This window comes from Sorangium sp. So ce124, assembly GCF_051525235.1.
Classification (GTDB): Bacteria; Myxococcota_A; Polyangia; order Polyangiales; family Polyangiaceae; genus Sorangium; species Sorangium atrum.
In genome coordinates this window covers 6,506,456-6,531,755 of record NZ_CP150312.1, presented here as the reverse complement: position 1 = coordinate 6,531,755, position 25,300 = coordinate 6,506,456, and the positions used below count along the sequence as shown (strand labels likewise).

General features: G+C 72.2%; 18 protein-coding genes. 15 read left to right on the top strand and 3 right to left on the bottom strand.

The genetic code is table 11. The features are described from left to right. Nucleotides 1–51 precede the first annotated feature (51 nt). The 5 genes from WMF19_RS24355 (at nucleotide 52) to WMF19_RS24335 (ending at nucleotide 10,380) form a co-directional block, all read left to right on the top strand. Nucleotides 52–1,113, top strand: coding sequence for a tetratricopeptide repeat protein (locus WMF19_RS24355; RefSeq protein WP_437901325.1), 1,062 nt, complete (start codon nucleotides 52–54; stop codon nucleotides 1,111–1,113). Beyond that, complete coding sequence (locus WMF19_RS24350) at nucleotides 1,113–2,129, top strand: hypothetical protein (protein ID WP_437901324.1); 1,017 nt, start codon at nucleotides 1,113–1,115, stop codon at nucleotides 2,127–2,129. The genes WMF19_RS24355 and WMF19_RS24350 overlap by 1 nt, the downstream gene beginning before the upstream one ends. 92 nt (nucleotides 2,130–2,221) lie before the next feature. Continuing rightward, nucleotides 2,222–3,934: a serine/threonine-protein kinase gene (locus tag WMF19_RS24345; RefSeq protein ID WP_437901323.1), complete on the top strand. Its 1,713-nt coding sequence runs from the start codon at nucleotides 2,222–2,224 to the stop codon at nucleotides 3,932–3,934. A 178-nt stretch (nucleotides 3,935–4,112) separates the two neighbouring features. After that, a complete protein-coding gene (locus WMF19_RS24340; RefSeq protein ID WP_437901322.1) occupies nucleotides 4,113–9,404 on the top strand; it encodes a hypothetical protein in 5,292 nt (1,763 codons plus the stop codon). Continuing rightward, a complete protein-coding gene (locus tag WMF19_RS24335; RefSeq protein WP_437901321.1) occupies nucleotides 9,394–10,380 on the top strand; it encodes a S66 peptidase family protein in 987 nt (328 codons plus the stop codon). Before WMF19_RS24340 ends, WMF19_RS24335 begins: the two co-directional genes overlap by 11 nt. Before the next feature lie 76 nt (nucleotides 10,381–10,456). Here WMF19_RS24335 and WMF19_RS24330 read toward each other — a convergent pair whose 3' ends face one another. Continuing rightward, the gene (locus WMF19_RS24330; protein ID WP_437901320.1) at nucleotides 10,457–11,383 is read right to left on the bottom strand and encodes a lysophospholipid acyltransferase family protein; all 927 of its coding nucleotides are present in this window, start codon (nucleotides 11,381–11,383) and stop codon (nucleotides 10,457–10,459) included. 99 nt (nucleotides 11,384–11,482) lie between these two features. On the opposite strand from WMF19_RS24330, the gene WMF19_RS24325 reads away from it, so the two are divergent. The 3 genes from WMF19_RS24325 to WMF19_RS24315 all read left to right on the top strand — a co-directional run bounded on the left by WMF19_RS24325 (nucleotide 11,483) and on the right by WMF19_RS24315 (nucleotide 14,501). Then, the gene (locus tag WMF19_RS24325) at nucleotides 11,483–12,448 is read left to right on the top strand and encodes an NAD-dependent epimerase/dehydratase family protein (RefSeq protein WP_272093067.1); all 966 of its coding nucleotides are present in this window, start codon (nucleotides 11,483–11,485) and stop codon (nucleotides 12,446–12,448) included. An 8-nt stretch (nucleotides 12,449–12,456) separates the two neighbouring features. Continuing rightward, the gene (locus WMF19_RS24320; protein ID WP_272093065.1) at nucleotides 12,457–13,122 is read left to right on the top strand and encodes a class I SAM-dependent methyltransferase; all 666 of its coding nucleotides are present in this window, start codon (nucleotides 12,457–12,459) and stop codon (nucleotides 13,120–13,122) included. A gap of 77 nt (nucleotides 13,123–13,199) precedes the next feature. Continuing rightward, nucleotides 13,200–14,501, top strand: a complete 1,302-nt coding sequence (locus WMF19_RS24315; protein ID WP_437901319.1) for a hypothetical protein — start codon at nucleotides 13,200–13,202, stop codon at nucleotides 14,499–14,501. Nucleotides 14,502–14,661: 160 nt separating this feature from the next. Here the strand turns inward: WMF19_RS24315 and WMF19_RS24310 are convergent, their stop codons facing one another. Continuing rightward, nucleotides 14,662–15,630: a hypothetical protein gene (locus WMF19_RS24310; RefSeq protein ID WP_437901318.1), complete on the bottom strand. Its 969-nt coding sequence runs from the start codon at nucleotides 15,628–15,630 to the stop codon at nucleotides 14,662–14,664. 30 nt (nucleotides 15,631–15,660) lie between these two features. Beyond that, on the bottom strand, nucleotides 15,661–18,831 hold the full coding sequence (locus tag WMF19_RS24305) for a TonB-dependent receptor (RefSeq protein WP_437901317.1): 3,171 nt from the start codon (nucleotides 18,829–18,831) through the stop codon (nucleotides 15,661–15,663). A 266-nt stretch (nucleotides 18,832–19,097) separates the two neighbouring features. Between WMF19_RS24305 and WMF19_RS24300 the strand changes: the two genes are divergently transcribed. The 7 genes from WMF19_RS24300 (at nucleotide 19,098) to WMF19_RS24270 (ending at nucleotide 25,241) form a co-directional block, all read left to right on the top strand. Next, nucleotides 19,098–19,886 (top strand): energy transducer TonB, encoded by a 789-nt coding sequence (locus WMF19_RS24300; RefSeq protein ID WP_437901316.1) that lies wholly within the window; start codon nucleotides 19,098–19,100, stop codon nucleotides 19,884–19,886. 251 nt (nucleotides 19,887–20,137) lie between these two features. Next, the gene (locus WMF19_RS24295) at nucleotides 20,138–20,854 is read left to right on the top strand and encodes a MotA/TolQ/ExbB proton channel family protein (protein WP_437901315.1); all 717 of its coding nucleotides are present in this window, start codon (nucleotides 20,138–20,140) and stop codon (nucleotides 20,852–20,854) included. Nucleotides 20,855–20,965: 111 nt separating this feature from the next. After that, a complete protein-coding gene (locus WMF19_RS24290; RefSeq protein ID WP_437330912.1) occupies nucleotides 20,966–21,382 on the top strand; it encodes an ExbD/TolR family protein in 417 nt (138 codons plus the stop codon). 5 nt (nucleotides 21,383–21,387) lie between these two features. Beyond that, the gene (locus tag WMF19_RS24285; RefSeq protein ID WP_437803910.1) at nucleotides 21,388–21,834 is read left to right on the top strand and encodes an ExbD/TolR family protein; all 447 of its coding nucleotides are present in this window, start codon (nucleotides 21,388–21,390) and stop codon (nucleotides 21,832–21,834) included. 150 nt (nucleotides 21,835–21,984) lie between these two features. After that, nucleotides 21,985–23,370 carry a phosphomethylpyrimidine synthase ThiC gene (gene thiC / locus WMF19_RS24280; RefSeq protein WP_437331157.1) on the top strand — a complete coding sequence of 462 codons (1,386 nt, stop codon included), beginning with the start codon at nucleotides 21,985–21,987 and terminating at the stop codon, nucleotides 23,368–23,370. Beyond that, nucleotides 23,367–24,065, top strand: coding sequence for a thiamine biosynthesis protein (locus WMF19_RS24275; protein WP_437901314.1), 699 nt, complete (start codon nucleotides 23,367–23,369; stop codon nucleotides 24,063–24,065). The genes thiC and WMF19_RS24275 overlap by 4 nt, the downstream gene beginning before the upstream one ends. Before the next feature lie 123 nt (nucleotides 24,066–24,188). Next, a complete protein-coding gene (locus WMF19_RS24270; RefSeq protein WP_437901313.1) occupies nucleotides 24,189–25,241 on the top strand; it encodes a type IV pilus twitching motility protein PilT in 1,053 nt (350 codons plus the stop codon). Nucleotides 25,242–25,300 lie beyond the last annotated feature (59 nt).

Below are 25,300 nucleotides of genomic sequence, written 5' to 3'. Positions count from 1 at the left end.
CCACCGCAAGAGGCCGTTATCCGCGCGGAAGTTACGCTATGGTGGGCGGCCGTGACGAGCCACACAGCGCGCCTTCCTCGCTCGATCGGCTCCGAGGCCGCGCGCATCGTCGTGTGCTTCGCCTCCGCGCTCGCAGCGGCCGCGGCGGTCGCCCACGGCGCGCCGTCGGCGCTGGCCGCGCAGGTGCCTTCGCCGGCGCCGCTCGGCGCGCCTGTGGTCGCGCCCGCCGCCCCGCCCGTACAGCCGCCGCAGGGCGGCGGGCCGAGCCCTCCCGCCCCGCCGCCGCTCTCGCGCGACGAGGAGGAGAAGCGGCTCCGCATCGAGCGAGCGACCGCGCTGCACGACGAGGCGCAGCGGCGCTACCAGCACGGCGAGTACCGCGCGGCCATCGCGAAGCTGGAGGCCGCGGTGGCGCTCGATCCCGAGGGCAAAGAGCTCATCTACAACCTGGCGATGATCCACGAGCGGCTGGGCGAGATCGACGAGGCCGAGCGCTACTACCGCCGCTACCTCGGAATGGAGGCGCTCCCGAAGGCGCGTGAGGAGGTCCACGCGGTCCTCAAGCGGCTCAAGGGCGCGAAGCGGGAGCTCGCCGGCGCGAAGCCGCCGCCCGCGCCCGCGAAAGCCGCCTCGGTCTCCACGGCGCTGCCGTATTTGCCGCGCCTGCCGCGCCATCCCGCGGCGGTCGGCGGCGCGAGGCCGCGCGCGACCTGGCTCGCCGTCAGCGGGGGCATCGCCGCGGGCTCGCTCGTGGTCGGCGGCGTCTTCGCCGCGCTCGCCGTGGCGCGGGATCCCGGCGCCGACGAGCGCACCGGGGCCGGCGTCTCCATCGCGGACCTGCAGGCCGACGCGAGCGCCGCTCACAGGTGCGCCGTCGCCGCGGACGTCGCCTTGCTGGTCGCCGGCCTCTCCGGGGCAGCGGCGCTCTACCTATACCTGTCTCCGGGGGCGCCCGCGGCGAGCCCAGCCTCTCGCGCGGCCTCGGCCGTCGGCTCGCGCGCGCTGCTCTCGGGTCAGGACCACCGGCCTTTCCCGCGCGGCGCCGGCGCAGGGGCGCAGGCGATCCGCCTGTCGCTGGGCGCCGATGGAGCCCGGCTCCGGGTGCAGTTCTGATGCGCCACGGCGCCGCGCTGCGGAGTCTGCTCCGCGGGCTCGCCGCGCTCGTGTCGCTCGGCGCCGGGTGCGAGGTCCTCGTCGACGGGACGCTGGGCCAGGTGCGCTGCGCGGACGAGGGCGCGATCGGGCCGCCGGCGTGCCCCGAGGGCGCCGTCTGCAGGGACGGCGCCTGCGTCGAGCAGCAGCTGGAGCGCGCGCTGGGCGCGCGCTGCGCGCGGCACGAGGACTGCGGCGCGCTCGATTTCTGCCTGGATCCAGCGCTGTTCGACGGCGAAGGGCCGCGCGTATGCTCGCGCGCCTGCTGCAGCTCGAGCGACTGCGATCCTGTCCGGGATGCGGTCTGCTGGATCCCCGACGGCGGAGGGAGCGGCCTCTGTCGCATCGGCCGGGAAGTCGGCCGGCCCGACGTGGGCACGCAGCTCTCCGGCGCGCCCTGCGCCGCGCCCGGCGACTGCCGATCTGGCATCTGCAGCGGCGGCGCCTGCGTCGACGCCTGCTGCTCCGACACCAGCTGCGCCGCGAACGGGGCGGCGTGCCGGCTCACGACGGATCTCGTCTCGGCCGGCCCGGCCCTGGCGTGCCGGGCCGCCGCCCTGGGCGACGGAGGCTACTTCGAGCCGTGCGCTCGGGACGATGACTGCGCGTCCGGGCTCTGCGCCGAGGTCGAAGGGAGCGGCCGCTGCACCATCCCGTGCTGCGGCTCGGAGATGTGCCCGGACACGCCCGGCGAGGTGAGGCAGCGCGTCGGCTGCGCCGAGCTCGCGATCGACGGACGCTCGACCGTCCGCGCGTGCATCAGGCTGCTGTCCGGGGACAGCCTTGCGGCCATCGGCGCTCCGTGCTCCACGCCCGAGGACTGTCGGAGTGGTATGTGCATCAAGGATCCTGAACAAACGCAGCGATTCTGTAGCGACGTCTGCTGCAGCGATGCGTCCTGCGGCGACGCCGCGTTCTTCGGCTGTCGCCCGCGAGCGACAGGCGAGTCGTGGGCCTTGCGATGCGAGCCCAAGTAACGGACGATCCCCCCATCGCGGTGGTAGTTCGTGCAGCTGACGGCCAGTTCCCAGCCAGCGCCCCCGGGTCGCCCGACGAGCCCAGCAGGGCCATGGCGCTGATTTGCCCGCGCTGTCACCACCTCGCGGCCGTCGCTGGGAGGACCTCGTCCAGCCAGCTCCCGTCCCCCGCCGGCGAGCGCGGTTCCCAGGGCGGCCAGAGCGCGAGGCTACCTCGTTGCCCCCACGACGGGCTGGCCCTCGTGAGCCGCGAGGTGCTCGCCGAGACCGACGGAGATCCGCTCCTGGGGATCACGATCGCGGATCGGTTCGTGATCGTGGGCAAGCTCGGCGCCGGCTCGATGGGCACGGTGTACCGCGCGCGCCAGGAGGCGATGGGCCGCGACGTGGCCATCAAGATCCTGCGGTCGGACAGGGCCTTCGACGCGCAGGCGAAGGCGCGCTTCACCCGCGAGGCGCGCGCGATGAGCCTCCTCCGGTCGCCGCACACGGTCACCGTGTTCGATTTCGGCGAGGTCGTGGACGACGCGACGGACGCGGCCTTCGGCCGCGGTCGCTCCGCGGAGCAGAGCTCGCCCATGGAGGGGACGGCGTCGAGCAGCGGCTCGCTCTACCTCGCGATGGAGCTGCTCGAGGGCGAGTCGCTCGGTCAGCGGCTCAAGCGCCTGCGGCGGCTGCGAATGGGCGACGCCGCCCGCTTCGCGCGGCACGCGCTCCTGTCGCTGGCCGAGGCGCATGACAAGGGGATCATCCACAGGGACCTCAAGCCGGACAACCTGTTCCTGGCGAGGCCCCCCGCGGGCGAGCACGAGGAGATCTGCAAGGTGCTCGACTTCGGCATCGCGAAGGTGATGACCGGGACAGAGCGGCCGGTCGACGCCCTCGAGACCCAGGCAGGCACCGTCTTCGGGACGCCGCGGTACATGTCGCCGGAGCAGGCGCAGGGCAGGCCGCTCGATGCGCGGAGCGACCTGTATTCGCTCGGCGTCCTGCTCTATCAGATGCTGGTCGGGAGGCCGCCGTTCATCGACGACGATGCGGTCGTCGTGATGGCGAGGCACATCAAGTCGTCGCCCGTGCCGGCGAGCGAGGCCGCGCCGGACGCCAGGATACCGCCGTCGCTCTCGCAGCTCCTGCAGCGCGCCCTGGCCAAGCGGCCCGAGGATCGGCCGCGGAGCGCCCAGGAGTTCATCGCCGAGCTCGATCGCGCGATGGACGAGGCCAGGCCGAGCCTCGACCGCGAGCGCCTCGGCCCGGCTCAGCCCGCCGAGGTCGGCGCCACGAGCGAGCTGCTCGCGGTCGTGGGCGATGACGCCGCGCAGGCGCCGAGCACGCTGCGTTCCGCGCCACGGAGGCGCACCTCGCGCGTGGCCGTCGGCGCCGGCGCGCTGTCCCTGATCGTGATGGCGCTCGCCGTGCGCGAGCTCCGCCGGCCCGCGGACGGCGGCGCGCGCAGTCTTCAGAAAGGGGTAGCGCTGGAGGCGAGGGTACTCGCGGGCGCGATAGCGCGCGCCAACCCGCCGCCCGCCGCCACGACGACCCCGCCGGCGGCGCCGTCGCCGCCCGCCGCGACGACCGCGCTGTCGCCGCCGCCGCCCGCCGCGATGACCGCGCCGGCGCCGTCACCCGTCGCCTCGACGACCGCTCTGGCGCCGCCGCCCGCCGCCACGACGACCGCGCCGGCGCCGCCTCCGTCGCCCGCGGGTGTCGCCAGCGCGGCGCCCGCGCCGACGGGCGTCCCATCGGCTTCGATACCGAAGCGAAAGACAGCGCAGCCGCGCAAGCCGTATGTGAAATTCGACTGATGACGGCACGCGCGCGGCACCGCTGCGCGAGGCCGACGTCGGCCCCCGAAGGCCCGCTCTTCCATGGAGTCCCGTCGCGCGAGAGACAGCGGCGTCCGATCGCGAAGGACGCCGAGAGTCGCTGTACGAGCCGGAGGCTAACGTGTAACTTCGCCGCGCACCGATGGATCCCCGGGAGATGGAAACGCTCGTCCAGCGGCTCGTCACGAATCCGCATGACGGGGAAGCCCTGGCGTATGCTCACCGAGCCGGGGAGCAGGACCCACGCTCGTACGCCATGCTGCTCGAGCGCGTCGGCAGCTCCACCGCAGATCCATCGTACGCGGCGCACTGGCTGAGCGAGGCCGCGAACGTGTGGTCGACCACCATCGGCGACGCGCACCACGCCGCGCGGACGCTCATGATCGCCATCGACAAGGATCCGACGCAGCGGACCGCGGCGGAGCGGCTGGCGCAGCTCTACCGCGACAAGGGCGATCAGAAGGCGCTCGTCGCGCTCCTGGAGCGGCTCGTCAAGGCGCTCACGCCGCTGCTCTTCGAGCGACCCGAGGTGCGCGCGCAGGTCTCGACCCTGCACGAGGAGCTCGGCCGGCTGTGGAGCGAGCCGCCGCTCTCGCGGCCGGAGCGCGCCCTCGAGAACTGGCGCCGCCTGGCGGAGCTCGATCCGCACAACGTCTACGCCATCTACGCCGCCCGCGAGATGCTGAAGGCCCAGCAGCAGTACGCCGAGGCGATCCCGTACTTCGCGATGGAGCAGGCGCTCGTCGACGACCCGGAGCGGCGGCTCGCCCTGCTGCGCGACGAGGCCGACATCCGGCGCCGCGCCGGCGACCTCGCGGGCTCCACGGTGGCGCTGCGGAACGCGCGCGCGTTCGTGCCGCACGACGTGGGGCTCATCCAGGCGCTCGGCGTCGCCATCGTCGACCGCATCGAGGCGGGCGAGCCGGTGCCGCAGCCAGAGCGCGACGAGGCCGCGGAGCTCTTCGTGGCGCTCGCGGAGACGTACGACGGGGAGTACGGCTACTCGTACTCGGTCTACGCCCTCCGCGCGGCGCCGGGGCACGATCGCGCCATGCAGCTCGCCGACCATTACGGGAAGCAGCTGGGCCGCATCGCGGAGCTCCGCCCGCGCTACCTCGCCTACCTCCAGGTCAACCCGAACGGGTTCATGGCCCCCGAGGCGCGCAAGCGGGCGTCCGTGGCGCCCCCCCCGCGGCTGCCGTCGGCGCCCCCGCCGCCCATGGGCGTGGCTGCCGCGCCTGCGCACCGGTCGTCGGTGCCGCCCAGCGCGGGAGCCGCCCATGCGCACGCGCCCGTGCCCCCGTCGGGCCTCCTCTCGTCGCCGGCCGTCGCTGGGCTGGTCGATCCGGCGGTGGCCGCGTTCGCGCCGGCGTCTTCGTTCGCTCCCGCGCCGGGGTCGACGGCGCCGGACACGCTGGCTTCGCCTGCGGACGCCGCGGCGCCGGACCCCGCGGGGGCGTACGGCCTGGCCGGCGCCGCGCCGGCGCCCGGCGCCTTCGGCGGCTCGGCTCCCTCGGATGCGCTGCAGCCTCCGAGAGAGGAGCCGGCCGAGGTTCGCAAGCCGATGACGCTCGCCAGGCTCCGCGAGGTGCTCAAGGGCGAGCCGGCCAACCCGGACGTGCTCGCGCAGGTCGAGGAGCAGCTGCGCCAGAAGCGGATGTTCGTCGAGCTGCGGGACGTCCTGCTCGCGGCGGCGCGCGTCCCCGAGGCGCCCATCGAGCGCAGGAAGGCGCAGCTGCGCGACGTCGCCGGGCTGTGCGAGGCGCAGCTGCGCGACGTCGACACGGCGGTCCAGGCCTGGAAGCTGCTCTCCGAGCTCGATCCCGGCGACGCGCAGGCGCAGGCCGAGCTGAGGCGGCTGCTCGAGCGGAGCTCGCGGTGGGACGACCTCGCCGCGCTGCTCGAGCACGACGCCGCCGCGACGCCCGACGTCGCGCAGCGGGTCGAGCTCGAGAGGGCGCTCGTCGCGCTCCACGAGCAGAAGCGCCGCGACCCCATCGCGGCCGCGGAGGCGTGGGTGCGGATCGCGGGCCTCATGCCTGACGACGGCGCGGCGCTCCTGTCCGCCGTCAAGCTCTTCGAGCGCGGCGAGCGCTTCGATCTCGCGGCGCGGGTCCTCGCCGACGCGACGACCTGGTTCCAGGGGAAGCTGACCCACGGGCCGCTCCTTCAGAAGCTCGGCGAGCTCCGGATGCGGCTCGACGAGCCGGGCGCCGCGGGCGACGCCTACGGCCAGGCCGCCGAGCTCCTGCGCCAACCGAGGCTGTGGGAGCTCGCGCAGAAGGCCTACGTCGCGGCGGGGCGGCTCGCCGAGGCGGCGAGGGCGCTCTGCGAGCGCGCGCTGCTCGCGGACCGCAAGGCGCGTCCGGCGCTCCTCGTCGAGGCCGCCGAGCTGCTCCTCAGCGCCGGAGACGTCGACGGCGCGCTCGACCGCGTCGAGCGCGCCATCGAGATCGATCCGGCGACGGACGCCGGCCCCGCGATCGAGGACCTCTACCGGCGCGCCCACCGGCGGCCCGAGCTCGTGCGGTTCCTCCTGAGCCGGGCCGAGGTGCTCGGCGACAGGGCGGAGCGCGTCGCGGCGCGACGGGCCGCGGCGGCCCTGCAGCGCGAGCTCGGTGACCGCGACGGGGAGCGCGCGACGCTCACGCTCCTGCTCGCCGACGGCGACGACGCCGAGGCCATCGAGCGGCTGGCCCAGGACGCCGGCGAGCGCGGCGATCACCAGCAGGGCGCGGAGCTCCTCCGCAAGCTCGGCGATCTGACGGACAGCGAGCCCGGCAAGATCTCGCTCGCCCTGCGCGAGGCGCGCATGCTCGCGGAGGGCCCCGGCGACCTCGAGGCCGCGATCGCGCGCTACGAGGCGGTCGTGGCGACGCTGGATCCGCAGAACCGGATCGCGCTGCGGGGGATCGCCGATCTGGAGGAGCAGCGCGGCAACCCGAGGGGGGTCGCGGGCGCGCTCGAGCGTGAGCTCGCGCTCGTGTACGGCCACGACCAGGTCGACATCGCGCAGCGGCTCGCGGCGCTTTACGAGGGCCCGCTCGACGATCCGCGCGGCGCCGTCCGGGCGCTCGAGATCGTCCACGCCGTCGAGCCGGACGACCTCGACGCGGTCGCCCGGCTCCTGCGGCTCGCCGAGCGCCTGAACGATTGGCCGAAGGTCGCGCGCCTGATGGCGATCCTGATCGAGGTGGAGGGCGACGACGACGAGGCGTCGCAGATGACCCGGCGCCTCGCCGACATCCTGGACCAGCAGCTGGGCAAGAGCGACGAGGCGCTGGCGCTCCTGGAGCGGCTCGCGGATCAGGGCGACGAGCCGTGCCGAGAGGCGTACGTCGCGCTCGGCGATCGGGTCGGGTGGAAGGGGATCGTCGCGACCAAGCTGGTCGCCTGGAACGAGTCGATCGCGCGCGCGGGGCGCGAGCTCGCCCTGCGCGGGGCCTTCGAGCGCTTCGTGGAGGTCGGTCGCCAGAAGGACGCCGCGCGCGTGGCGATGGAGCTCGCGCGCTCGCGCACCGCCGACGCCGGCCTCGCGGAGAAGCTCGAGGCGATCGCGGTGGAGCTCCAGGATCGCGAGGCCCTCACCGTCGCGCACGAGCTCCTCGCCAGGGATCTCTCGGGCACGGCCCGGGCGGTGGAGCTCGTGCGGCAGGCCGAGGTCCGGGTCTCCGTGGGCGCCGATCCGCTGGAGTCGATCCACCACGGCGAGGGCGCGCTCGCGAGCGTGCCGACCGCCGAGGTCGAGCCGCTGCTCCAGCGGCTCGCGGCGCTGGCCGAGGCCCCCGGCCTCATCATCGACCTCTTCGAGCGCCAGGTGAGCCGGTGCCGCACGCCGGCCGATCGCCTCGCGGCGCTCGTCCGCGCCGCCCAGATCGCCTGCGAGCGCGGCGCCATCGACCGGGCGAGGAGCTTCTTCGAGCTGGCCCTCGGCGGCGGCGTCCAGGAGGAGACGATCGCCATGCTCGAGCAGGTGGCGCGGGACGACGACGAGCGGTCGGGGTCGACGGCGCTGCGCACGATCCTCGTCGAGGCGCTCGCGGCAGGCGGCCAGGGCTCGCGCGACGGCGGCCGCACCCGGGCGGCGCTCCTGCGGCGCGCGGCCACGATCGCGCACCAGGACCTCCGCGACGTCGACCGCGCCTTCGGCTGGCTGCGCGACGCCGTGCTCGCGCAGGTCGACGACGCTTCGCTCGACGCGCTCGAGGCCCTCGGGCGCGAGGTGGGCGATCTGCCCCGCGTCAGCGCGACGCTGGACCGCGCGCTCGACGAGGTGTTCGACGGCCCGCTCGTGCGCAAGCTCCTGCAGCGTCGCGCCAGGCTGCGGCGCGACGTGCTCGGCGACAGGCAGGGCGCCGCGGCGGACCTGAAGAAGCTTCATGACCTGTCGCCCTCGGATCAGGACGTGATGAACGACCTGTCGGGTCTCCTGCTGGAGCTCGGCGATCACCGCGGCATGATCCAGCTGTACGAGGACCAGATCCTCCGCGGCCGCGATCCGGCGCAGCGAGCGGAGCTCGCGCGCAAGGTGGCGCGCCTCTGGGAGGAGGAGCTCGGCGAGGCGCGCGAGGCGGCGGACGCCTGGCGCCGCGTCCTCCGCATGAAGGCGGGCGATCCGGACGCGACCGCGGGCCTCGAGCGGGCCAAGACCGGCAAGCTCAAGCGCACCCCGCCGCCTCCTTCGCTCCCGACCCGGGCGCCGGGCCCGCCGCTGACCGAGCCGCCGCTCGCGCCCCGGGCGCCGGCGCTCGAGACGCTCGGCCTCGAGGCCGGCGCGGTGGCGGCGGTGAGCAACGGCTACGCGGGCTCCGAGGCGCACGAGGGCGCCGAGGCGCAGCCGGCCGCGGAGGCGCTGTCGGCTCCCGAGGCACAGCCGGCTGCGGAAGCGTACCCGGTTGCGGAGGCGTACCCGGTTGCGGAGGCGTACCCGGCTGCGGAGGCGTACCCGGCTGCGGAAGCGTACCCGGCTGCGGAGGCGTACCCGGCTGCGGAGGCGTACCCGGCGGATGCCGCCGCCTCGCAAGCGCTGCCTGTCGAGCCGGAGCAGCAGGTCTGGACCCACGGCGTCGCTTCGCACGCCGACGCGGCCGACGCGAGCGGCGGCGCTGCCCATGTCGATGTGGCCCTGCGCGAGGGGCAGAGGCTCCCTCTGGATAGCGCCACCCAGGTCATCCACGTTGCTCCGGCTGCGTATGCCGATGCGCCGGCCGCTCCCGCGCAATGGTCGGAGTTCGACGCTCATGCAGCGCCGCCGGCGCTCGGCGACATCGACAACGGCGAGGTCCATCGAGCGCACGAGGAGGCATCCCTCTCGGCCCCCGCGCTCCCCGTGGTGCCCGCTGCTCCCGTGGCGCCCGCCCTGCCGCCCCTGCCTGGCTCCGACGCGATCGACGTCGACACGGATGCGGAAGACGTGGAGTTGCTCGACGACGATCCTGGTGCTCGCTAGCTCGCCCCCGCCGATCCTGCCGCCGGCGCTCCGGCCGGGCGATACCGTCGCGGTGATCGCCCCTTCCAGCCCGTTCGAGCACGTCCTCGCGCGGGTCGGCATCGGCTGGCTCGCCCAGCGCTACCGCGTCCTCTTCGACGCGGGCGAGGGGCCTCCGTTCGACGACGACGGCCGGCGGGGCGGGCCGCCGTCGCTGTCGGCGCCCTCCCATCACGGGCTGTTCGCGCGGGCCGGTTACCTGGCCGGCAGCGACGCCCGACGCAGCGACGAGCTCGCCCGCGCGCTCTCTCACCCCGACGTCAGGGCCATCTTCGCGGCCCGCGGCGGCTACGGCGCGAACCGGTTCGTCCACCGGCTCGACTGGAGCGTCCTCGCAGCGCACCCCCGCTGGATCGTCGGCTTCTCCGACGTCACGGCCCTCCACGTCGAGGCTGCGCGCGCGGGCGTGGCGTCGCTCCACGGCGTCCACGTCACCGCGCTCGGGCGCGGCGACGCCCGCGCCCGCGCCGCGCTGATCCGCGCCCTCGAAGATCCGCTGGGGGAGCGCCGCTTCGACGGCCTCACCACGCTGCGCGCCGGCGTGGCCGAGGGGCCGCTCTTCGGCGGCAACCTGGCCCTGCTCCACGCCTGCGCCGCCGCGGGACGGCTCCGGGTCCCGGAGGGGTGCATCCTCCTGCTCGAGGACGTCACCGAGCGGCCCTACCGCATCGATCGCATGCTGGCGACGCTGGATGTCGGCGGCCACCTCGCCCCCGCCGCGGCGGTGGTCCTCGGCGACTTCGAGCAATGCGCGCCAGGCACCGACGGCATCACGGTGGACGAGGTCCTCCGCGACAGGCTGCTCCCGCTGGGCATCCCCGTCGTCGCCGGGCTGCCGATCGGCCACGGCCATCGCAACGAGCCCGCCATCCTCGGCGGCCACGCGCGCGTCCTCGCTCACGGCCCCGACGCCGCGGTCACGCTGGCGGGCGCCTGAACGCCCGCGCGCGCACGCGATCGCGACGTCACGCGATCGCGACGTCACGCGATCGCGACGTCACGCGATCGCGACGTCACCAGAAAATGCTCTTCCGCTCCTTCAGGCCGCGGTTCAGCATCGACTGGATCCGACCCTTCACGAGCGCCACCTTCTCCTGGATCACCGCGTCGTCGTCGTCGGGGTCGCCGTGGAACGTCATCGGCTCGCCGAAGTGGATCCGGTATCGGGTCGGCAGCGGCAGCTGGCCGCCGGGGAGCAGGAGCTGTGGGATGATCGGGAACGTCGGCATGCCGAGCGCCTTCGAGACCGACTCGAGGTTGCCGAGCGAGATGTACTGTTCCTCGCCCCCGATGACCGCGATGGGCACGATCGGCGTGTCGGTCTCGAGCGCGAGCCGCATGAAGCCGAGCCCGAAATCGAGCAGCTGATAGCGGCTGGAGAACCCCTTCGAGATCCCCTTCGTCCCCTCCGGGAACACCAGGATCGCCGCGCCCATGTCGAGCAGCCGGCGCGCGTTCTCGGGGACGCCGACCACCTGGCCCACGCGCGAGAAGAAGGTCGCGACGAACGGCAGCGTCTGCGTCCACTTCTCGACCATGCTCCGCATCACGCGCGGCGGCTCCGCGTCCAGGAACATCGAGGCCGCGATGAGCATGCCGTCGAACGGGAGCTGGCCCGAGTGGTTCGCGATGAGGAGCACACGGCCGGCCGGGACGCGCTCGATGCCGAACACCTCGGTCCGGAAGTAGAAGCGATGAAAGAACGCGGCGACCCCGACCGCGTACTTCGCCCACTCCCGGTCGAGCCCGAACGGGTCGACCCCGTCCGCCGCGTGCGGCAGCGTGACCCGGCGGAGCCGGTCCTCGAAGTCCTGGCCGAGCAGCCGGATGGTCGCGTCGTCGATCGTGCCGCGCAGGCTGTCGACCCCGACGCGCGCGAGCGGCAGCGCGCTGTGGGTGACGAAGTGGCTCAGCCTGGCGAGCGTCGTTGTGCTGGCCATGGGCGGCGGACGATAGCAAAACTCGCGTGGCCCTGCACCGGCACGAAGGGCTTGACCATCGGCCTCCTCGAAGCGACCGTCGCTCCGATGAGCGAACGAATGCTCGGTCGAGGTCGCCGTCCCGCCGCGGACACCGATCCGTCCCTCCGGTCCATCCTCATCACCGGCATCTGTGGTCGCCTCGGGCGGCGCCTGGCGCGGCGCCTCCACCGCGAGCGGCACGTGATCGGCGTCGACCGGCGCAGCTTCGAGGGGCGCCCCAAGGACATCGAGCATCACCAGATCGACATCCGCCGCAAGAAGACGCAGGACATCTTCCGCCAGGAGCAGCTCGCCGCGGTGGTCCACCTCGGGGTCATGCACGATCCGCGGGTGAGCCAGATGGAGCACCACAGCTGGAACCTCGCTGGGTTCCAGCGGCTGCTCGAGTTCGTCGCGCAGTACGACGTGCCCAAGCTCATCGTGCTGTCGAGCGCGAACGCCTACGGGCCGCGCCCCGACAACCCGCAGTTCATCACCGAGGACGCCCCGCTGCTCGGCGGCGCCTCGTTCAGCGAGATCCGCGACCTCATCGAGGTCGACATGCTGGCGCAGTCGTTCTTCTGGAAGCACCCCCAGACCGAGACGGTCATCCTCAGGCCGGTCCACATCCTCGGCTCCGTGCGGAACGCGCCGTCGAACTACCTCCGGCTCAACGTGATTCCGACCCTCCTCGGCTTCGACCCGATGGTGCAGGTCATTCACCAGGACGACGTGGTCTCCGCGATCCTCGCGGCGCTGCGCCCCGGCGTGCGCGGGATCTTCAACCTCGCGGGGCCCGCGCCGCTGCCGCTCTCGCGCGTCATCGAGATGACCGGCCGGGCCCGCGCGGCGATTCCCCACTTCGTCATGCAGACGATCATCCCGCGGCTCTGGCGGTTCAGGGCGACCTCGTTCCCGGCCCCCGAGCTCGATCACATCCGCTACGTGTGCATGGTCGACGACCGGCGGGCGCGCGACATCCTCGGCTACACGCACGAGCACGACATCCAGGAGACCGTCCAGGCGGTCGACGACATCACCTGAAAGGCGTCATGAAGCGAGCGACCCGGATCGAGCGGCTCGTCGACTACTACGAGGACTTCGCGCCCGACTACGTCTCCACCTGGAAAGACATCCAGCACTACGAGAAGCCCGTGCGCGCGTTCCTGCGCGAGGTGGTCACAGACGGCGCCCGCGTGCTCGACGCGGGCTGCGGTCCGGGCCACCTCACGCGCGATCTCCCGCAATCCGTCGAGGTCGTGGGCTTCGACATCGCCGAGGGGATGCTCGAGATCGCGCGCAAGAAGCGGCCCCACGGCGCCTATCACCGGCACGACTACCACCTCCCGATCCCCCGCTCCTGGGGGCGGTTCGACGTCGCCCTCGCGCTCGGCACCCTCGAGTTCTGCGACGATCTCTCGCTCGTGCTCAAGAACCTCGCCGGCGCGATGCGCCCCGGCGGCCGCCTGCTGGTGAGCATCGTCGAGCGGAGGCCGAACGTCCGGCTCCACGAGCGCCACGCGCGCCCGCTCTCCGACGCCGAGCTGACCGGCGTGAAGATGTATCTTTACACCTTCGCCGAGCAGACGGACGCCATCCTGGGCTCTGGCCTGCTCCCGCGCAGCTACCGGCTCCACCCGGGCTGGCGACACACCGAGTACGACGTCGACGTGCTCTACGCGCTCTGGGACCTCGAGGTCTCACGCAGCGGCCGGTGATGCACGCTCGACAGCGCGGCGAGCCTTTCCGCGCCGCGCTGTCCAGGGTATCTCGTGGAGAGGAGAGCCACGGTTCGATGGAAGTGAAGCTCGGCGGCACCTTCCTGACCTGCGCCATGGGGCCGCTGCACCACGCCGGCGCGTGCATGCAGGCGAGCCGGGTGCCGGAGGGGCTCCGCGAGCTGGCGCCGGAGGGGCTCCTCGGCGGCTTTCAGCGCGGCGTCGATCAGGCCGCGAAGCTCGCGGGCGTGCGCCGGGAGGACGTCGAGCGCCTCCTCCCGATGGCCGACGTGCGCGAGGCCATCGAGCGGCTCGGCGACAGCCAGTCCGAGGCCATCGTCGCGTGGGACGTCTACGCCGGGCGCATCGGCGGGCTGCTCGAGGGCGTCGCCGAGGTGACCGACCACGGTCGGGCCCCCGACGCCGGCATGTGGCTCGAGCGGCTGGCGAACAAGGTCCGGCGCGATCGCCCGTTCGCGGAGCCGCTCCAGGTGCTCGCCGAGGACATCGCGCAATGGCAGGCGATGATCGGCCGCTGCCGCAAGCTGCTCGACGAGAGCGGCGGCGGCGCGCTCGCCAAGGCGTATCGCCGGCGGCGGAACCGGAGGATCGCGTCGATCGTCGTGTCGGCCCTCGTGATCGTCGCGGCGCTGTCGGTGATCCTGCGGCTCCGCGCCGCCCGCGCGCGCGTCGATGCGGTCCTGGAGCGCCCGGAGGTGTGCGCGGTCCGCGACATCGCGGAGGACGATCTCGGCCGCGCGGCGAGCGAGCAGCAGCGGCGCGTCGCCGCGCGGCTCGAGCAGTGCGCCGCGGTGGAGGCCCGCGAGGCGCGCGAGCGCGAAGAGCGGCTGCGCGCCGAGGAGAGGGCCCGCGAGGAGCAGCGGCTGCGCGCGGAGCGCGACGAGAAGTGCGCCGCGCTCGCCGTGCGGTTCAAGGCGGGGGCGTTCTCGGACGACGACGGCAAGATCGCCGGCGTGGAGAACGATCTGCTCCGGCGCATCGCGGGGCGGAGGCTCCTCGCCACCGATGTCGGGCCGACCGGTCCCGCGCTGCCGTGCGACGGCGCGCGCGGCGGCGACGAGCTGCGCGCGGCCTTCGCGGACGCGCTGATCGCATCGGTCTGGACGTGGGCGCCGGCCGCCGATCCTGGCCCGAAGCTCGGCGATTTGATCGCGGCGCGGCGCGCGGAGCTGCCCCCGCGCGCGCAGACGATGCTCGCGGTCCGGACCGGATACGAGTCCAAGCGGGCCATCGTATCGGGCGATCCGGCGGCGCTCGGGCGGGCATCGCGCCTGTGCGCGCTCACGGCGAAGCTCGAGATCGCGAGCGGGGCCGGCTGCGCGGCGCTGGCGAGGCTGGCCGTCAAACCCGCGCCGTGAGCCGGCGATCCGAGGGATCGCGACGGGAGCTGCGCTGACGTCGGGGCCGTCGGTCCTCGCACGACCAGGGATGCGCCTGGGCGATGAGGTTCCGGGGAGGTGAGGGGAGAGGGGCCGGAGGAGCGCAGGCGGGACGATGGCGCCCCGCCCGCCGGGCTGCCTATCTAAAGGCGGGAATGCTGTCCGCGTCGAGCACGCACAGGCCCACGGTGGTGTCGCACTTCACCTTGAGATCCGGGGAGATGCCAGAGTTAGGATTCGTGCACTTGTCATTATCGAACTTGCCTGAGGGGATCGGATCGCCCTCGGGGTCGGGGTTCGGGGTGTAGATCTGGCAGTCTCTCATCGGCCAGAGCCCGACGACCTTGTACGTCGTCGAGCAGCTCTCTTCGGAGTACGTGACTTCAGCCTCGAATTGATTCGCGAGGTTGGCGGGCGTCACGTACACGCGGAGGTTGCGCCACTCGAGCTTGTGCGATCCCAGCGCCGGCGGCGGTGCCTCGCCTTCGCCTGCTCCGCCGTCGCCAGCACCACCAGCGCCGCCGTCGCCAGCACCACCAGCGCCGCCGTCGCCAGCACCACCAGCGCCGCCGTCGCCAGCACCACCGGCGCCACCCTCGCCAGCGCCACCGGCGCCGCCCTCGCCAGCGCCACCGGCGCCGCCCTCGCCAGCGCCACCGGCGCCGCCCTCGCCAGGCAGCAACACCACCTCGGCCGGATCGAGCGTTGGAACCGTGCAGATATCGTTGGCATCCGGTCCGATCGACGCGAAGGCACCGATCGCGAACGCGTTCAGGTCAGGGTTCGGGTCGATCGTTGCGCCGTCGCGATACCAGTCGCCGAACTCCGCCGTCTGGATCGCGACGAGCTTCGTCTCCACGTCGGGGAGCTGGTCGCCGTTCTCGTCCGGATTGTACATCTGCATCCCGACCGCCTCGACAGCCCCATCCTTCCGAGCACAGGGGCCCTCGGCATCCCCGCTGACCCGGGTGAACTTCGCCGCGTACGGGGATACGATTGCGGTGCCGACCGTGCACTCGGGCTTGGGCTGCGAGCAGCCCGGAGACATCGCCGCGAGCGGTGAGACCGCCGCGAGCCCTGCCATCCAAACAAGCCATCGCCTCTTCATCGCTTGCATCCTTTCCCGCGCGCGCCGCGCCTAGAACGTCACCCGCGCGCCGAACCGGAACTGCCGCGGCGTCTGGAACTGCGTCGGCTCGCCGTAGTTCGGGTTCACCGCCTTGGGATCGAGCGGCTCGCCCGTGTTGTGGTCCTTCACGCACGTCGGGCCGCTGCTCGGATTCAGATCTTCCTTCGTTCCACCGACGCAGGGGTCGACGTACGCGGTCGTGTAGCGCTGGTCCACCTGGACGGTCTCCTGGAAGTTGAAGATGTTGAAGACATCCATGGTGACGGTGAGCTCGCTGTCCTTCGCGAGCTTGACCGAATAGCCGATGTGACCGTCGACGTTGTGGATCCAGGGGAGGCGGCCGCCCTCGCCTCGAGGCAGGATGAACGTCTCGTCGGATCCGTACAGGTAGTGCGCTCCCCAGTAGTCGATGGGGGCGCCGGAGCGGGACCTGTACGTGAGGCCGAGGTCGAGGACCATGCCCTTCGGGAGCTCGATCGCCTTCGCGCCGTAGACCTTGATCTCGTGCGTGTTGTCGCCGGGCAGCGCCCCGTCGCGGTTGACGAGGAGCGACGCCAGATCGAACTCCGTGTTGATGTTCGGATCGAGCTGGTCGGTCTCGGGCTTGAAGAGGCCCGGATAGTTGCCTCGCAGGTACGACAGCGTATAGCTCACCTGGGCGAGCCACAGGTCGGAGAAGGCCTTCTGAAAATAGAGGGTCAGCGCGTCGTAATCGCGCGTCGCCTCGGGGAAGTCCTTGGCGATCCCCTTCCCGGGGTTGCCGATGAAGTAGGTGTTCGCCTCGTCCCGGCTCATGTCCTCGATGACGTTGTTCATCCAGCGCTTCGTGTACGTCGCGCCGACCCGCCCGTTCGGGAGGACCTCGTACTCGCCGCCGATCACGATCTCGTCCGACGATTGCGGCGCGAGATCTGGATCCACCGGGGACTTGCCGCCGCCGAGCGTGAACCAGTTCTTGTTCGGATCGTACGGCCCGGTGACCGGGACCCGGCTGTCGTCGTTCCGGCACTGCCCTTCGCCATAACCCGTCGCGTCCACGGGATCCCCAGGGTTGCAGCCGCTGGCGCCCCCCATGTGGTAGGAGCGGATGTTCCGCTCGTCGCCGAACGCGCGATCCAGCATGTCGAGGGGGACGCTCTCGTAATACCGCGCGTAGTTCGCGAACACCTTCGACCGGCCCTCCTGCGTGATGTCGTAGACGACGCCCACGCGCGGAGACCACTGGTTCGCGAGCGCCAGCCCGAGCTTGCCGTCGTTGGCATACAGGTACTGCGCGTCGTAGCGAACGCCGATGTTCAACGTCACCCGGTCGAGGATGCTCCAGCTGTCCTGCGCGAACGCGCCGATCGTCGCGCCGAGCGACTCCACCGTGATCTTGTCCTGAATCACGTAGTCCCTGGCGCCGGGGCCGGTTGCCAGGCCGTCCGGGCCGGTCAGGAAGCCGAGCTGTCGCTCGTCATGGGAGGCATTCCAGTCTCCCTCCTCCACGTAGGTGGTGCCGCCCGCGTACGCCTTGATGTGCTTGTACGTCGTGATCTCGCCGTCGATGCCGGCCTTGACCACGTGGTGCCCGAGCCCCTGGAAGATGCTCGTCACCTTCGCGTTCAGCTGGAAGCGGTTGAGCGAGGCGTCGTCGATGTAGTCGGGGCCGCCTTGCCAGTACTGGCGCACCGCGCAGGGCAGCGCGGCGATCTCGCCGTTCTCCGCGCGCAGCGGCTTGCACATGGCCCGGGCCTCGGGCGAGAGCTCCTCGAAATCGTCGATCGAGTACCGGTTCGGGGAGTACCGCTGCCAGACCATGAGGGGCACGCCCGCCAGGCCATTGCGCGTCCCGAGCTCCGAGCCGTCCGGGGGCAGCCGCGCGCTCCGCTGGCCGTGCCAGCCGAGCGTCGCGTCGAGGAGCAGGGTCTTGTTCTTGAACGCAGACGACCACTTCAGCGCGACGTCCGTGGACGACGCCACGTACTCGTGCGCCATCGCGCCGTACTCGCCGATGATGTTCGAGAGCTCGGTCAGGCCCTGCTGCGGGTCGAACCCGAACGTGCCGTTGCCGCCCGACGTGGAGGGCGAGCCGTAGACGGAGAGCGCGACGCTGTGGTCCGGATCGATCTGGTAGGTCAGCTTCCCGAGGTACTGCAGCGTCTGCTCCTCGGCGCGGTAGAAGCGCTGCGTTCCCGGCAGCCGGTCGACGACGTTGAGCCCGGTCCTGGGGTCCGTCACCGGCTCGAACGTGGTGGGGTCGTAGCGCGTGGCGAACAGGTTGCGCTCCATCGAGTTGCTCTTGAACGCGAGATCGGCGCCCGCGTAGAACCAGAGCTTGTCCTTCAGGATGGGGCCGCCGACCTCGAACCCGTAGTCGCGGATGGACGACAGGGTCTCGTCCGTCTGGATGGTCTCGCCCTGGCGACGGACCGCCTTGGGCGCGCCCTCGAGGACGCCTGGCGTGATGTTGAAGAAGACCGAGCCCTGGAAGGCGTTGCCGCCGCTCTTCGTGACGACATCGAGGACACCCCCGGTCGCGCGGCCGTACTCGGGCATGTACCCGCCGGCCACCACGTTGACCTCCTTGATGAACTCCATCGTGAGCGGCGTGCCGACGATCCCGTAGGCCGGGTCGTTCACCGACAGGCCGTCGATCACGTACTGGTTCTCGGGGGAGGAGGTGCCGGCGATGGACGTGCCGAACTCGTCGGCCTGCGCTCCGGGCGTGGTCGCGGCGACCGACTCGAAGGAGCGCGTCGTGGCGCCCTTCCCCGTGGGGGGCGAGATGGCGATGCGCCGGGTGAAGTCCTGGGTGATGCTCTGGCTCACGCTGCTCGAGCCGACGTCGACCGTCGGCGCGCGGCCGACAACGACGATCTCGTCCGCCTTCAGCGCCTCCGGGAGCAGCTCGACGTTGACGCGGATGGTCGTCGCGGCGCGGACCGCGATCCCGCCGCGCGCGTACGGCTTGAACGCGTCCTTTTCGAAGCGCAGTGTGTAGTCGCCCGGCGGCAGGTTCGGGATACGGTACTGGCCAGTGCCGTCCGTGACGACCAGCTGCTCCCCTTGCAGCGCCGGCGATGTCGCCGTCACGACCACATCGGCGGCCGGCGCCCTGTTCGACGCGTCGACGACCCGCCCGAGGAGCACGCCGCTGCCCGTCTGCGCGAACGCAGGGTACGCGGTCAACAAAGTCATCGCGAGCAGCAGCAACGCCGCCCACGGCCCCAACGGCGCACGTGAGCGCCCTCCGTGTTCCAGCCTCTTTTCGAGAAACTTCACGGAATTCCCTCCAGAAGTGTATGCCCCTCGAGTCCTTCCTTACCCTAGACAGGAATCGCGCCAGACAATAGACTTTTTTGTAGGACTCGCTCGCTTGTACACTCCGGGTAGGCGCCGCACGCTTCCATACGTCGCGGCTTCTCTACCTCGATCGGCTCGAGTCCTAGGAGTTACGACCCCTCATGTTCGACTCGGTACTAGGTCGCGCTACCGCCACCCAGGGGCGGCTAGGGACGGGGACAGCGCTCTCCATCGTCGCCCACGTGGCGATCGCGGGAGCGATCCTCTGGCAGGCCACACGCCCTCGAACCGAGAAGCCGAAGGACGTCGAGGTCACATTTTTCGCCCCGGCGCCGCCGCCACCTCCGCCGCCACCGCCGCCACCTCCGGGCGGCGGCGCGAAGCGCCCGCCGAAGGTGGAGCGCATCGAGCAGCCGAAGCCCGTCAAGACGCCTGACACCATCTACGACATGCCGGAGAAGCCCAAGGCCAAGGCGCCTGAGCCAGAGCCGAAGCCGGAGCCGGTCAAGGAGGACGCGCCGGAGCAGCCGGGCGGCGTCGAGGGGGGAGTGCAGGGCGGCGTTCAGGGGGGCACCGTCGGCGGCGAGGTCGGCGGGCAGATAGGCGGTCAGCTGGGCGGCAAGGTCGGCGGCCAGCTGGGCAGCACGGCGCCTCCGCAGAACGTGGTGCTGGCGTTCGGCGCCGGAATGACCCGCCCTTCGAAGATCGCGGGGCGCGACCCGCAGTACACGCGCGAGGCGCTCGCCGCGCGCGTCGAGGGGCTCGCGATTGTCAAGTGCATTATCAAGCTGGACGGCTCGCTGACCGGCTGCCGGATGGCCAAGTCGCTTCCTCACATGGACCGGGCGATCCTCGATGCGCTCGCGACGCATCGCTACACCCCCGTCATGTACCAGGGGCGCCCGGTCTCGGTGGACTACGTGTTCCCCATCCGGCTCAAGCTCCCTTGACGTCCGGACGCGCAGGAGTGTTATTGAACCGCTGGAGCATGTAAGGGTACGGGTGGGTCCGCGCTGCGGTGCTGCCGAGTCCGCTCCGCATCCACAGAGCTGCTGCTCCAGCATCACCAGAGCTGCTGCTCCAGCATCACGGGAGTTGCTGCTCCAGCATCACCGGAGCTGCTGCTCCAGCACCACCAGAGTTGCTGCTCCAGCATCACCAGAACCATCACGCGACATGGGGCGCCAGGAGGCGCGAGACGATGCAATTCACGTTGATCGAGCTGTGGGGCCACATGGGGGTCTTCGCGAAGCTGATTGTCTTCGCGCTGGCCATCATGTCCGTTGCGTCGCTGATCGTCTTGGGCGAGCGCCTCGTCGTGTCGTTCCTGTCGCGCGCGGCCTCCCGCGCGTTCGCGGCGCGGGTCGGGCCGATGCTCGCCCGGGGCGAGCTCGAGGGGGCCTGGACCGCCGCCAGGCCGGGCGGCGAGCTCGGCTATCTCGGGCGCGTCATCGGCGCCGGGCTCGCCGCTTATGCCTCGAACGCGCCCTCGCGGCTGCCGGCGCAGGGGCACGAGCGCGAGGGAGTGTTCGAGTCGGTCTCGCGGGCGCTCGAGCGGCAGGCGCAGCGCGAGGTGCTCAGCCTGAAGCGAGGTTATGGACTGCTCGCCACGGTCGGATCCACGGCGCCGTTCGTCGGCCTCCTCGGGACGGTCATGGGCATCGTGACGGCGTTCCAGCAGATGGCGGCCTCCGGCTCCGGCGGCCTCGGCACCGTCTCGGCGGGTATCGCGGAGGCGCTCATCACGACCGCCTTCGGGCTGATCGTCGCGATCCCGGCCGTCATGGGGTACAACTATCTCCAGGGCTGGGTCGAAGCCCGGTCGATCGACATCTCGGAGTCGTCGAACGAGCTCCTCGACGTCGTGGCGAAGCGGCTCGACGGGCGCCTCGCGCCGGCCGCCGAAGAGGCTGCTTGACAGGGGACCCGCGCGACACCCCGCGCGCCTCTCCGCGGAGCGCGGCGCCCGGCGCCTCGCGCCCGCGGCGCGGCGCGCGGTGACGCGCCCAGAAGGGAAGCGAGCGTTCCAATGGGGATGGGTGTCGGCCCGCAGAGGGGCCCCAAGAGCGAGATCAACGTCACGCCGCTCGTCGACGTCGTCCTCGTCCTGCTCATCATCTTCATGGTCGTCACGCCGATGCTCCAGCGCGGCAAGGACGTGAAGCTGCCGCAGGCCGCGAAGGTGGACGAGGAGAAGAAGGAGGTGGACCCGCTGATCCTCTCCGTGACGCTGGAGAAGACGGTGTGGGTCGAGAACGACAGGTACGATGACGCCGGGCTCGCCGAGCGGCTCGCGCGCGAGTTCGCGGCGCAGCCGGGGCGCAAGGTGCTGGTCAAGGGGGACCAGCGCCTCTCGTTCGGCGACGTCCGCAGGGTGATGGAGACGGCGCGCAAGTCGGGCGCGAAGAGCGTCTCGCTGGCGGTCGAGGAGCTGAAGGGGAGATAGCGGCGATGCGCGCGAAGAGGAAGTTCGTCATCAAGCCGGTGGTGCCCCTGAACTCCGACATCAACGTGACGCCGCTCGTCGACGTCGTGCTGGTGCTGCTCATCATCTTCATGGTCGTGACGCCGCTCCTCGAGAAGGACATCGGCGTGCGCGTGCCGGACACCGAGCAGGTCAAGCAGGACACCCCGCCGCCGCCCGACCAGCTCGTCGTCCGGGTGAGCGCGCAAGGCGAGCTGCGGGTGAACGACGAGCCGGTCGAGCGCGCCGAGCTCGTGGGCAAGCTCAGGCCGCTGCTCGAGCGCTACAGCAGGCCGCAGGACAGGATCGTCTTCGTCGTCGCCGACGACGGCGCCGTCTATGGCACCGTCGTGGAGGTGCTCGACGGCGCGAAGGCCGCCGGCGCCCAGACGCTCGGCATGATGACCGAGCTCCCGGAAGCGCCGCCTCCCTGACCGCCGCGCGCCCGCGGCGAGCGCTGGGCGAGCGCCGGCAGAGGCGCGCATTCTCGCGGGCTCGTGGCCGGGCGGCCAGGCGCGACGCGGCGCTTGCGTCGCGCGCCGCCGCGACCTAAACCGGCCACCTCGAAAGCGAGGTCGTCGATGTTGCGGTCCGAATGGGTGAGCAAGCGCGCCGGGAGCCCGAACCAGAGCCAGATGCACTTCGCGAGGAAGGGCATCATCACGGAGGAGATGGAGTACGTCGCCCGCCGTGAGAAGCTCGCGCCCGAGCTCATCCGCAGCGAGGTCGCGCGCGGCCGGATGATCATCCCCGCGAACAAGAACCACCTGAACCTCGAGCCGATGTGCATCGGCATCGCGTCGCTCTGCAAGGTGAACGCGAACATCGGCAACAGCCAGACGACGAGCGACGTGAGCGGCGAGCTCGAGAAGCTGCGCTACGCCATCAAGTACGGCGCGGACACCGTGATGGACCTGTCGACCGGGGGCGACATCGACGGCATCCGCCGCGCGATCATCGCCGACTCCCCGGTGCCGATCGGGACGGTGCCGATCTATCAGGCGCTCGAGGCGTGCAAGGGGACGGCCAAGATGACGGCCGCGGACCTCATCGACATGCTCGAGCACCAGGCGAAGCAGGGGGTCGATTACTTCACCATCCACGCGGGCGTGCTGCTCGAGCACCTGCCGCTCGTGAAGGGCCGGCTCACCGGCATCGTCTCGCGCGGCGGCTCGATCATGGCGCAGTGGATGATCGAGCACCACCAGCAGAACCCGTTCTACACCCACTGGGACAAGGTGCTCGAGGTCTGCGCCAAGTACGACGTCACGATCTCGGCGGGCGACGGCCTCCGCCCCGGCTGCCTCCACGACGCCAGCGACGCGGCCCAGTTCGCCGAGCTGAAGACGCTCGGCGAGCTCACGAAGCGCGCCTGGGAGAAGGACGTGCAGGTGATGATCGAGGGCCCCGGGCACGTGCCGTTCGATCAGATCGCGATGAACGTGCAGAAGGAGATGGAGCTCTGCCACGAGGCGCCGTTCTACGTGCTCGGCCCGCTCGTCACCGACTTCGCGCCTGGCTATGACCACATCACGAGCTGCATCGGCGCCACGATGGCCGGCTTCGCGGGCGCCGCGATGCTCTGCTACGTGACCCCGAAGGAGCACCTCGGCCTCCCGGACCCCGAGGACGTCAAGCAGGGCCTCATCGCCTACAAGATCGCGGCCCACGCCGCGGACGTGGCGCGGAAGCGCCCGGGCGCGCGGGATCGCGACGACGCGCTGAGCCGCGCCCGCTACGCCTTCGACTGGAAGCAGCAGTTCGCGCTCTCGCTCGACCCGGAGACGGCCCAGGCGATGCACGACGAGACGCTCCCTCAGGAGTACTTCAAGACCTCGGAGTTCTGCTCGATGTGCGGGCCGAAGTTCTGCTCGATGCACATCAACCGGGTGGTCGACGAGTACAACGCGCGGCAGGAGCCCGAGAACGCGCCCACGAAGCGGTCGCTCTCGATCCTCGATCAGCCGTGAGGCAGGGGAGGGGCCGCGACGGCATCCGCCGCGCGCGGCGGAGGGCGCCTGTCGCGGCGCGCCTCGCCTTCGTCGTACCCTTCGCGCTCTTCCTGCTCGCGCCCCTCGGCTGTCGCCGCGAGCAGGGGAGCGCCCCTCGCGCCGCCGAGGCGCCCGCCTCGGCCGCCGCGTCGCCCTCCCTGGCGCCGCGCCCGCCGAGCCCTCGCCTCACCGATCCGCGCTGGCGCCTCGCCGCGGGCGACGACCCGCTGGAGTGCGCCCGGCTGGCCGAGGCCGAGGGCGCCGCCGGCCTCCTCGCCGCGCTCGACGACGGCGGCGACATCGTGCTCACGGCCCTGCGCGCGCTGCCGTACGCCGATGACGCCGATCTGGCGCTCGGGCCGCTCGTCGAGCGCGCCCGCGCGGCGTCCGGGCCGACGCTCCCGCCCCTGCTCGAATCGCTCCTCGGGATCGCCGGGCGGCCGGCGCGCCCGCGCGAGCCGCTCGACCCGGACGGGGCGCGCGCCGCGGCCGCGGCCCTTGTCGAGCTGTCGGGCCGGCGCGACCTCCCTTCGGACCAGCGCGCGCTCGCCATCTCGGCGGCGCGCGCGCTCGCCGAGCGGGGGCTCGTCGATCCTCTCCGTATTCCGGCAGATCTGGATCCCGAGGGCTCCGTCGCGGGCGCCGCGGGAGGCCCTGCGGCGCCGCGGCCCTGACGTCCAGCGCGGCGGTCCCGGCGCGCGCGGCCGTCCCGCGCGGCGGCGCGGCGCCCTCTGCGCTTTCGTTTCGTGCAGCCGCCCTTTGGGCCGGTCGGGTTCCAATTTGGTACCTTGCCCCCCGTGACGACGCCGTACACCTCCGAGGCCTTCCTCCATCAGCTCCTCGGCAAGGCGCTTGCCGCCCACGCCAGCGACATCCACCTCAAGGTCGGTCAGCCGCCGGGCGCGCGGGTGCGCGGCGACATGGTCTACTTCCGCGTCGACAGGATCCGGCCCGAGGACAGCGAGGCCGCCGCGCGGGTGCTGCTCGCAGGGCGCCCGTCGCGCGAGCTGCTCGCCACGCTCCAGGAGCTCGACACCTCGTACGTCGTCCCGGGCCTCGGCCGGTTCCGGGTGAACATCTATCGCCAGCGCGGCTCGCTCGCGATCATCCTGCGGAGCATCCCGCTCAAGATCCCGACGTTCGAGGAGCTGGGCGTGCCCTCGGCGGTCCGGGCGATGGTGGAGCACGATCACGGCCTCGTCCTCGTCGCGGGCACGGCCGGCAGCGGCAAGAGCACGACCCTCGCCGCGTTCGTCGGGCACATCAACGCGACCGTGCCGCGCCACATCATCACCCTGGAGGATCCCGTCGAGCACGTGCACGAGGACAACCGCTCCAGCGTGAGCCAGCGCGAGATCGGCGTCGACACCGCGGATTTCCCGACCGCGCTGCGCTCCGCGCTGCGGCAGGACCCGGACGTCGTGCTGATCAGCGCGCTCCGCGACGGCGAGTCGCTCGATCTCGCGCTCCACGCCGCGGAGACCGGGCACCTCGTGCTCGCGGCGGTCAGCGCGGCGGACGTCACGCGCGCGCTCGGGCGGCTGATCGCGCTCGGCAAGAGCCCGAGCGAGGCGCGCGAGCGGCTGGCCGACTGTCTCCACGGCGTCGTCGCGCAGCGCCTGCTCCCTCGCCGCGACGGCGCGGGGGAGGTCCTCGCCGCCGAGGTGCTCGTCGGCACGGCCGCTGTGCGCGAGGCGATCCGCCGGCCGGAGGGGAGCCCCTCGCTGCGCGAGCTGATGGAGAAGGGGGTCACGCCGTACGGCATGCAGACCTTCGACGCGCACCTCAGGCAGCTCGTCGCCCAGGGGACGATCGCCAAGGAGACGGCGAAGGCGGTGACCGCGCTCTAGAGCGACGAGCGGGCCAAGCCGCCACGAAAGAGCAGAATTTCGGGCCGCCGAGCCGCCGA

Coding starts and splice junctions, on each gene's coding strand:
- WMF19_RS24350 (WP_437901324.1), top strand. CDS start 1,113: ATGCGCCACGGCGCCGCGCTGCGGAGTCTGCTCCGCGGGCTCGCCGCG.
- WMF19_RS24345 (WP_437901323.1), top strand. CDS start 2,222: ATGGCGCTGATTTGCCCGCGCTGTCACCACCTCGCGGCCGTCGCTGGG.
- WMF19_RS24340 (WP_437901322.1), top strand. CDS start 4,113: ATGGAAACGCTCGTCCAGCGGCTCGTCACGAATCCGCATGACGGGGAA.
- WMF19_RS24330 (WP_437901320.1), bottom strand. CDS start 11,383: ATGGCCAGCACAACGACGCTCGCCAGGCTGAGCCACTTCGTCACCCAC.
- WMF19_RS24325 (WP_272093067.1), top strand. CDS start 11,483: ATGCTCGGTCGAGGTCGCCGTCCCGCCGCGGACACCGATCCGTCCCTC.
- WMF19_RS24320 (WP_272093065.1), top strand. CDS start 12,457: ATGAAGCGAGCGACCCGGATCGAGCGGCTCGTCGACTACTACGAGGAC.
- WMF19_RS24315 (WP_437901319.1), top strand. CDS start 13,200: ATGGAAGTGAAGCTCGGCGGCACCTTCCTGACCTGCGCCATGGGGCCG.
- WMF19_RS24310 (WP_437901318.1), bottom strand. CDS start 15,630: ATGAAGAGGCGATGGCTTGTTTGGATGGCAGGGCTCGCGGCGGTCTCA.
- WMF19_RS24305 (WP_437901317.1), bottom strand. CDS start 18,831: ATGACTTTGTTGACCGCGTACCCTGCGTTCGCGCAGACGGGCAGCGGC.
- WMF19_RS24300 (WP_437901316.1), top strand. CDS start 19,098: ATGTTCGACTCGGTACTAGGTCGCGCTACCGCCACCCAGGGGCGGCTA.
- WMF19_RS24295 (WP_437901315.1), top strand. CDS start 20,138: ATGCAATTCACGTTGATCGAGCTGTGGGGCCACATGGGGGTCTTCGCG.
- WMF19_RS24290 (WP_437330912.1), top strand. CDS start 20,966: ATGGGGATGGGTGTCGGCCCGCAGAGGGGCCCCAAGAGCGAGATCAAC.
- WMF19_RS24285 (WP_437803910.1), top strand. CDS start 21,388: ATGCGCGCGAAGAGGAAGTTCGTCATCAAGCCGGTGGTGCCCCTGAAC.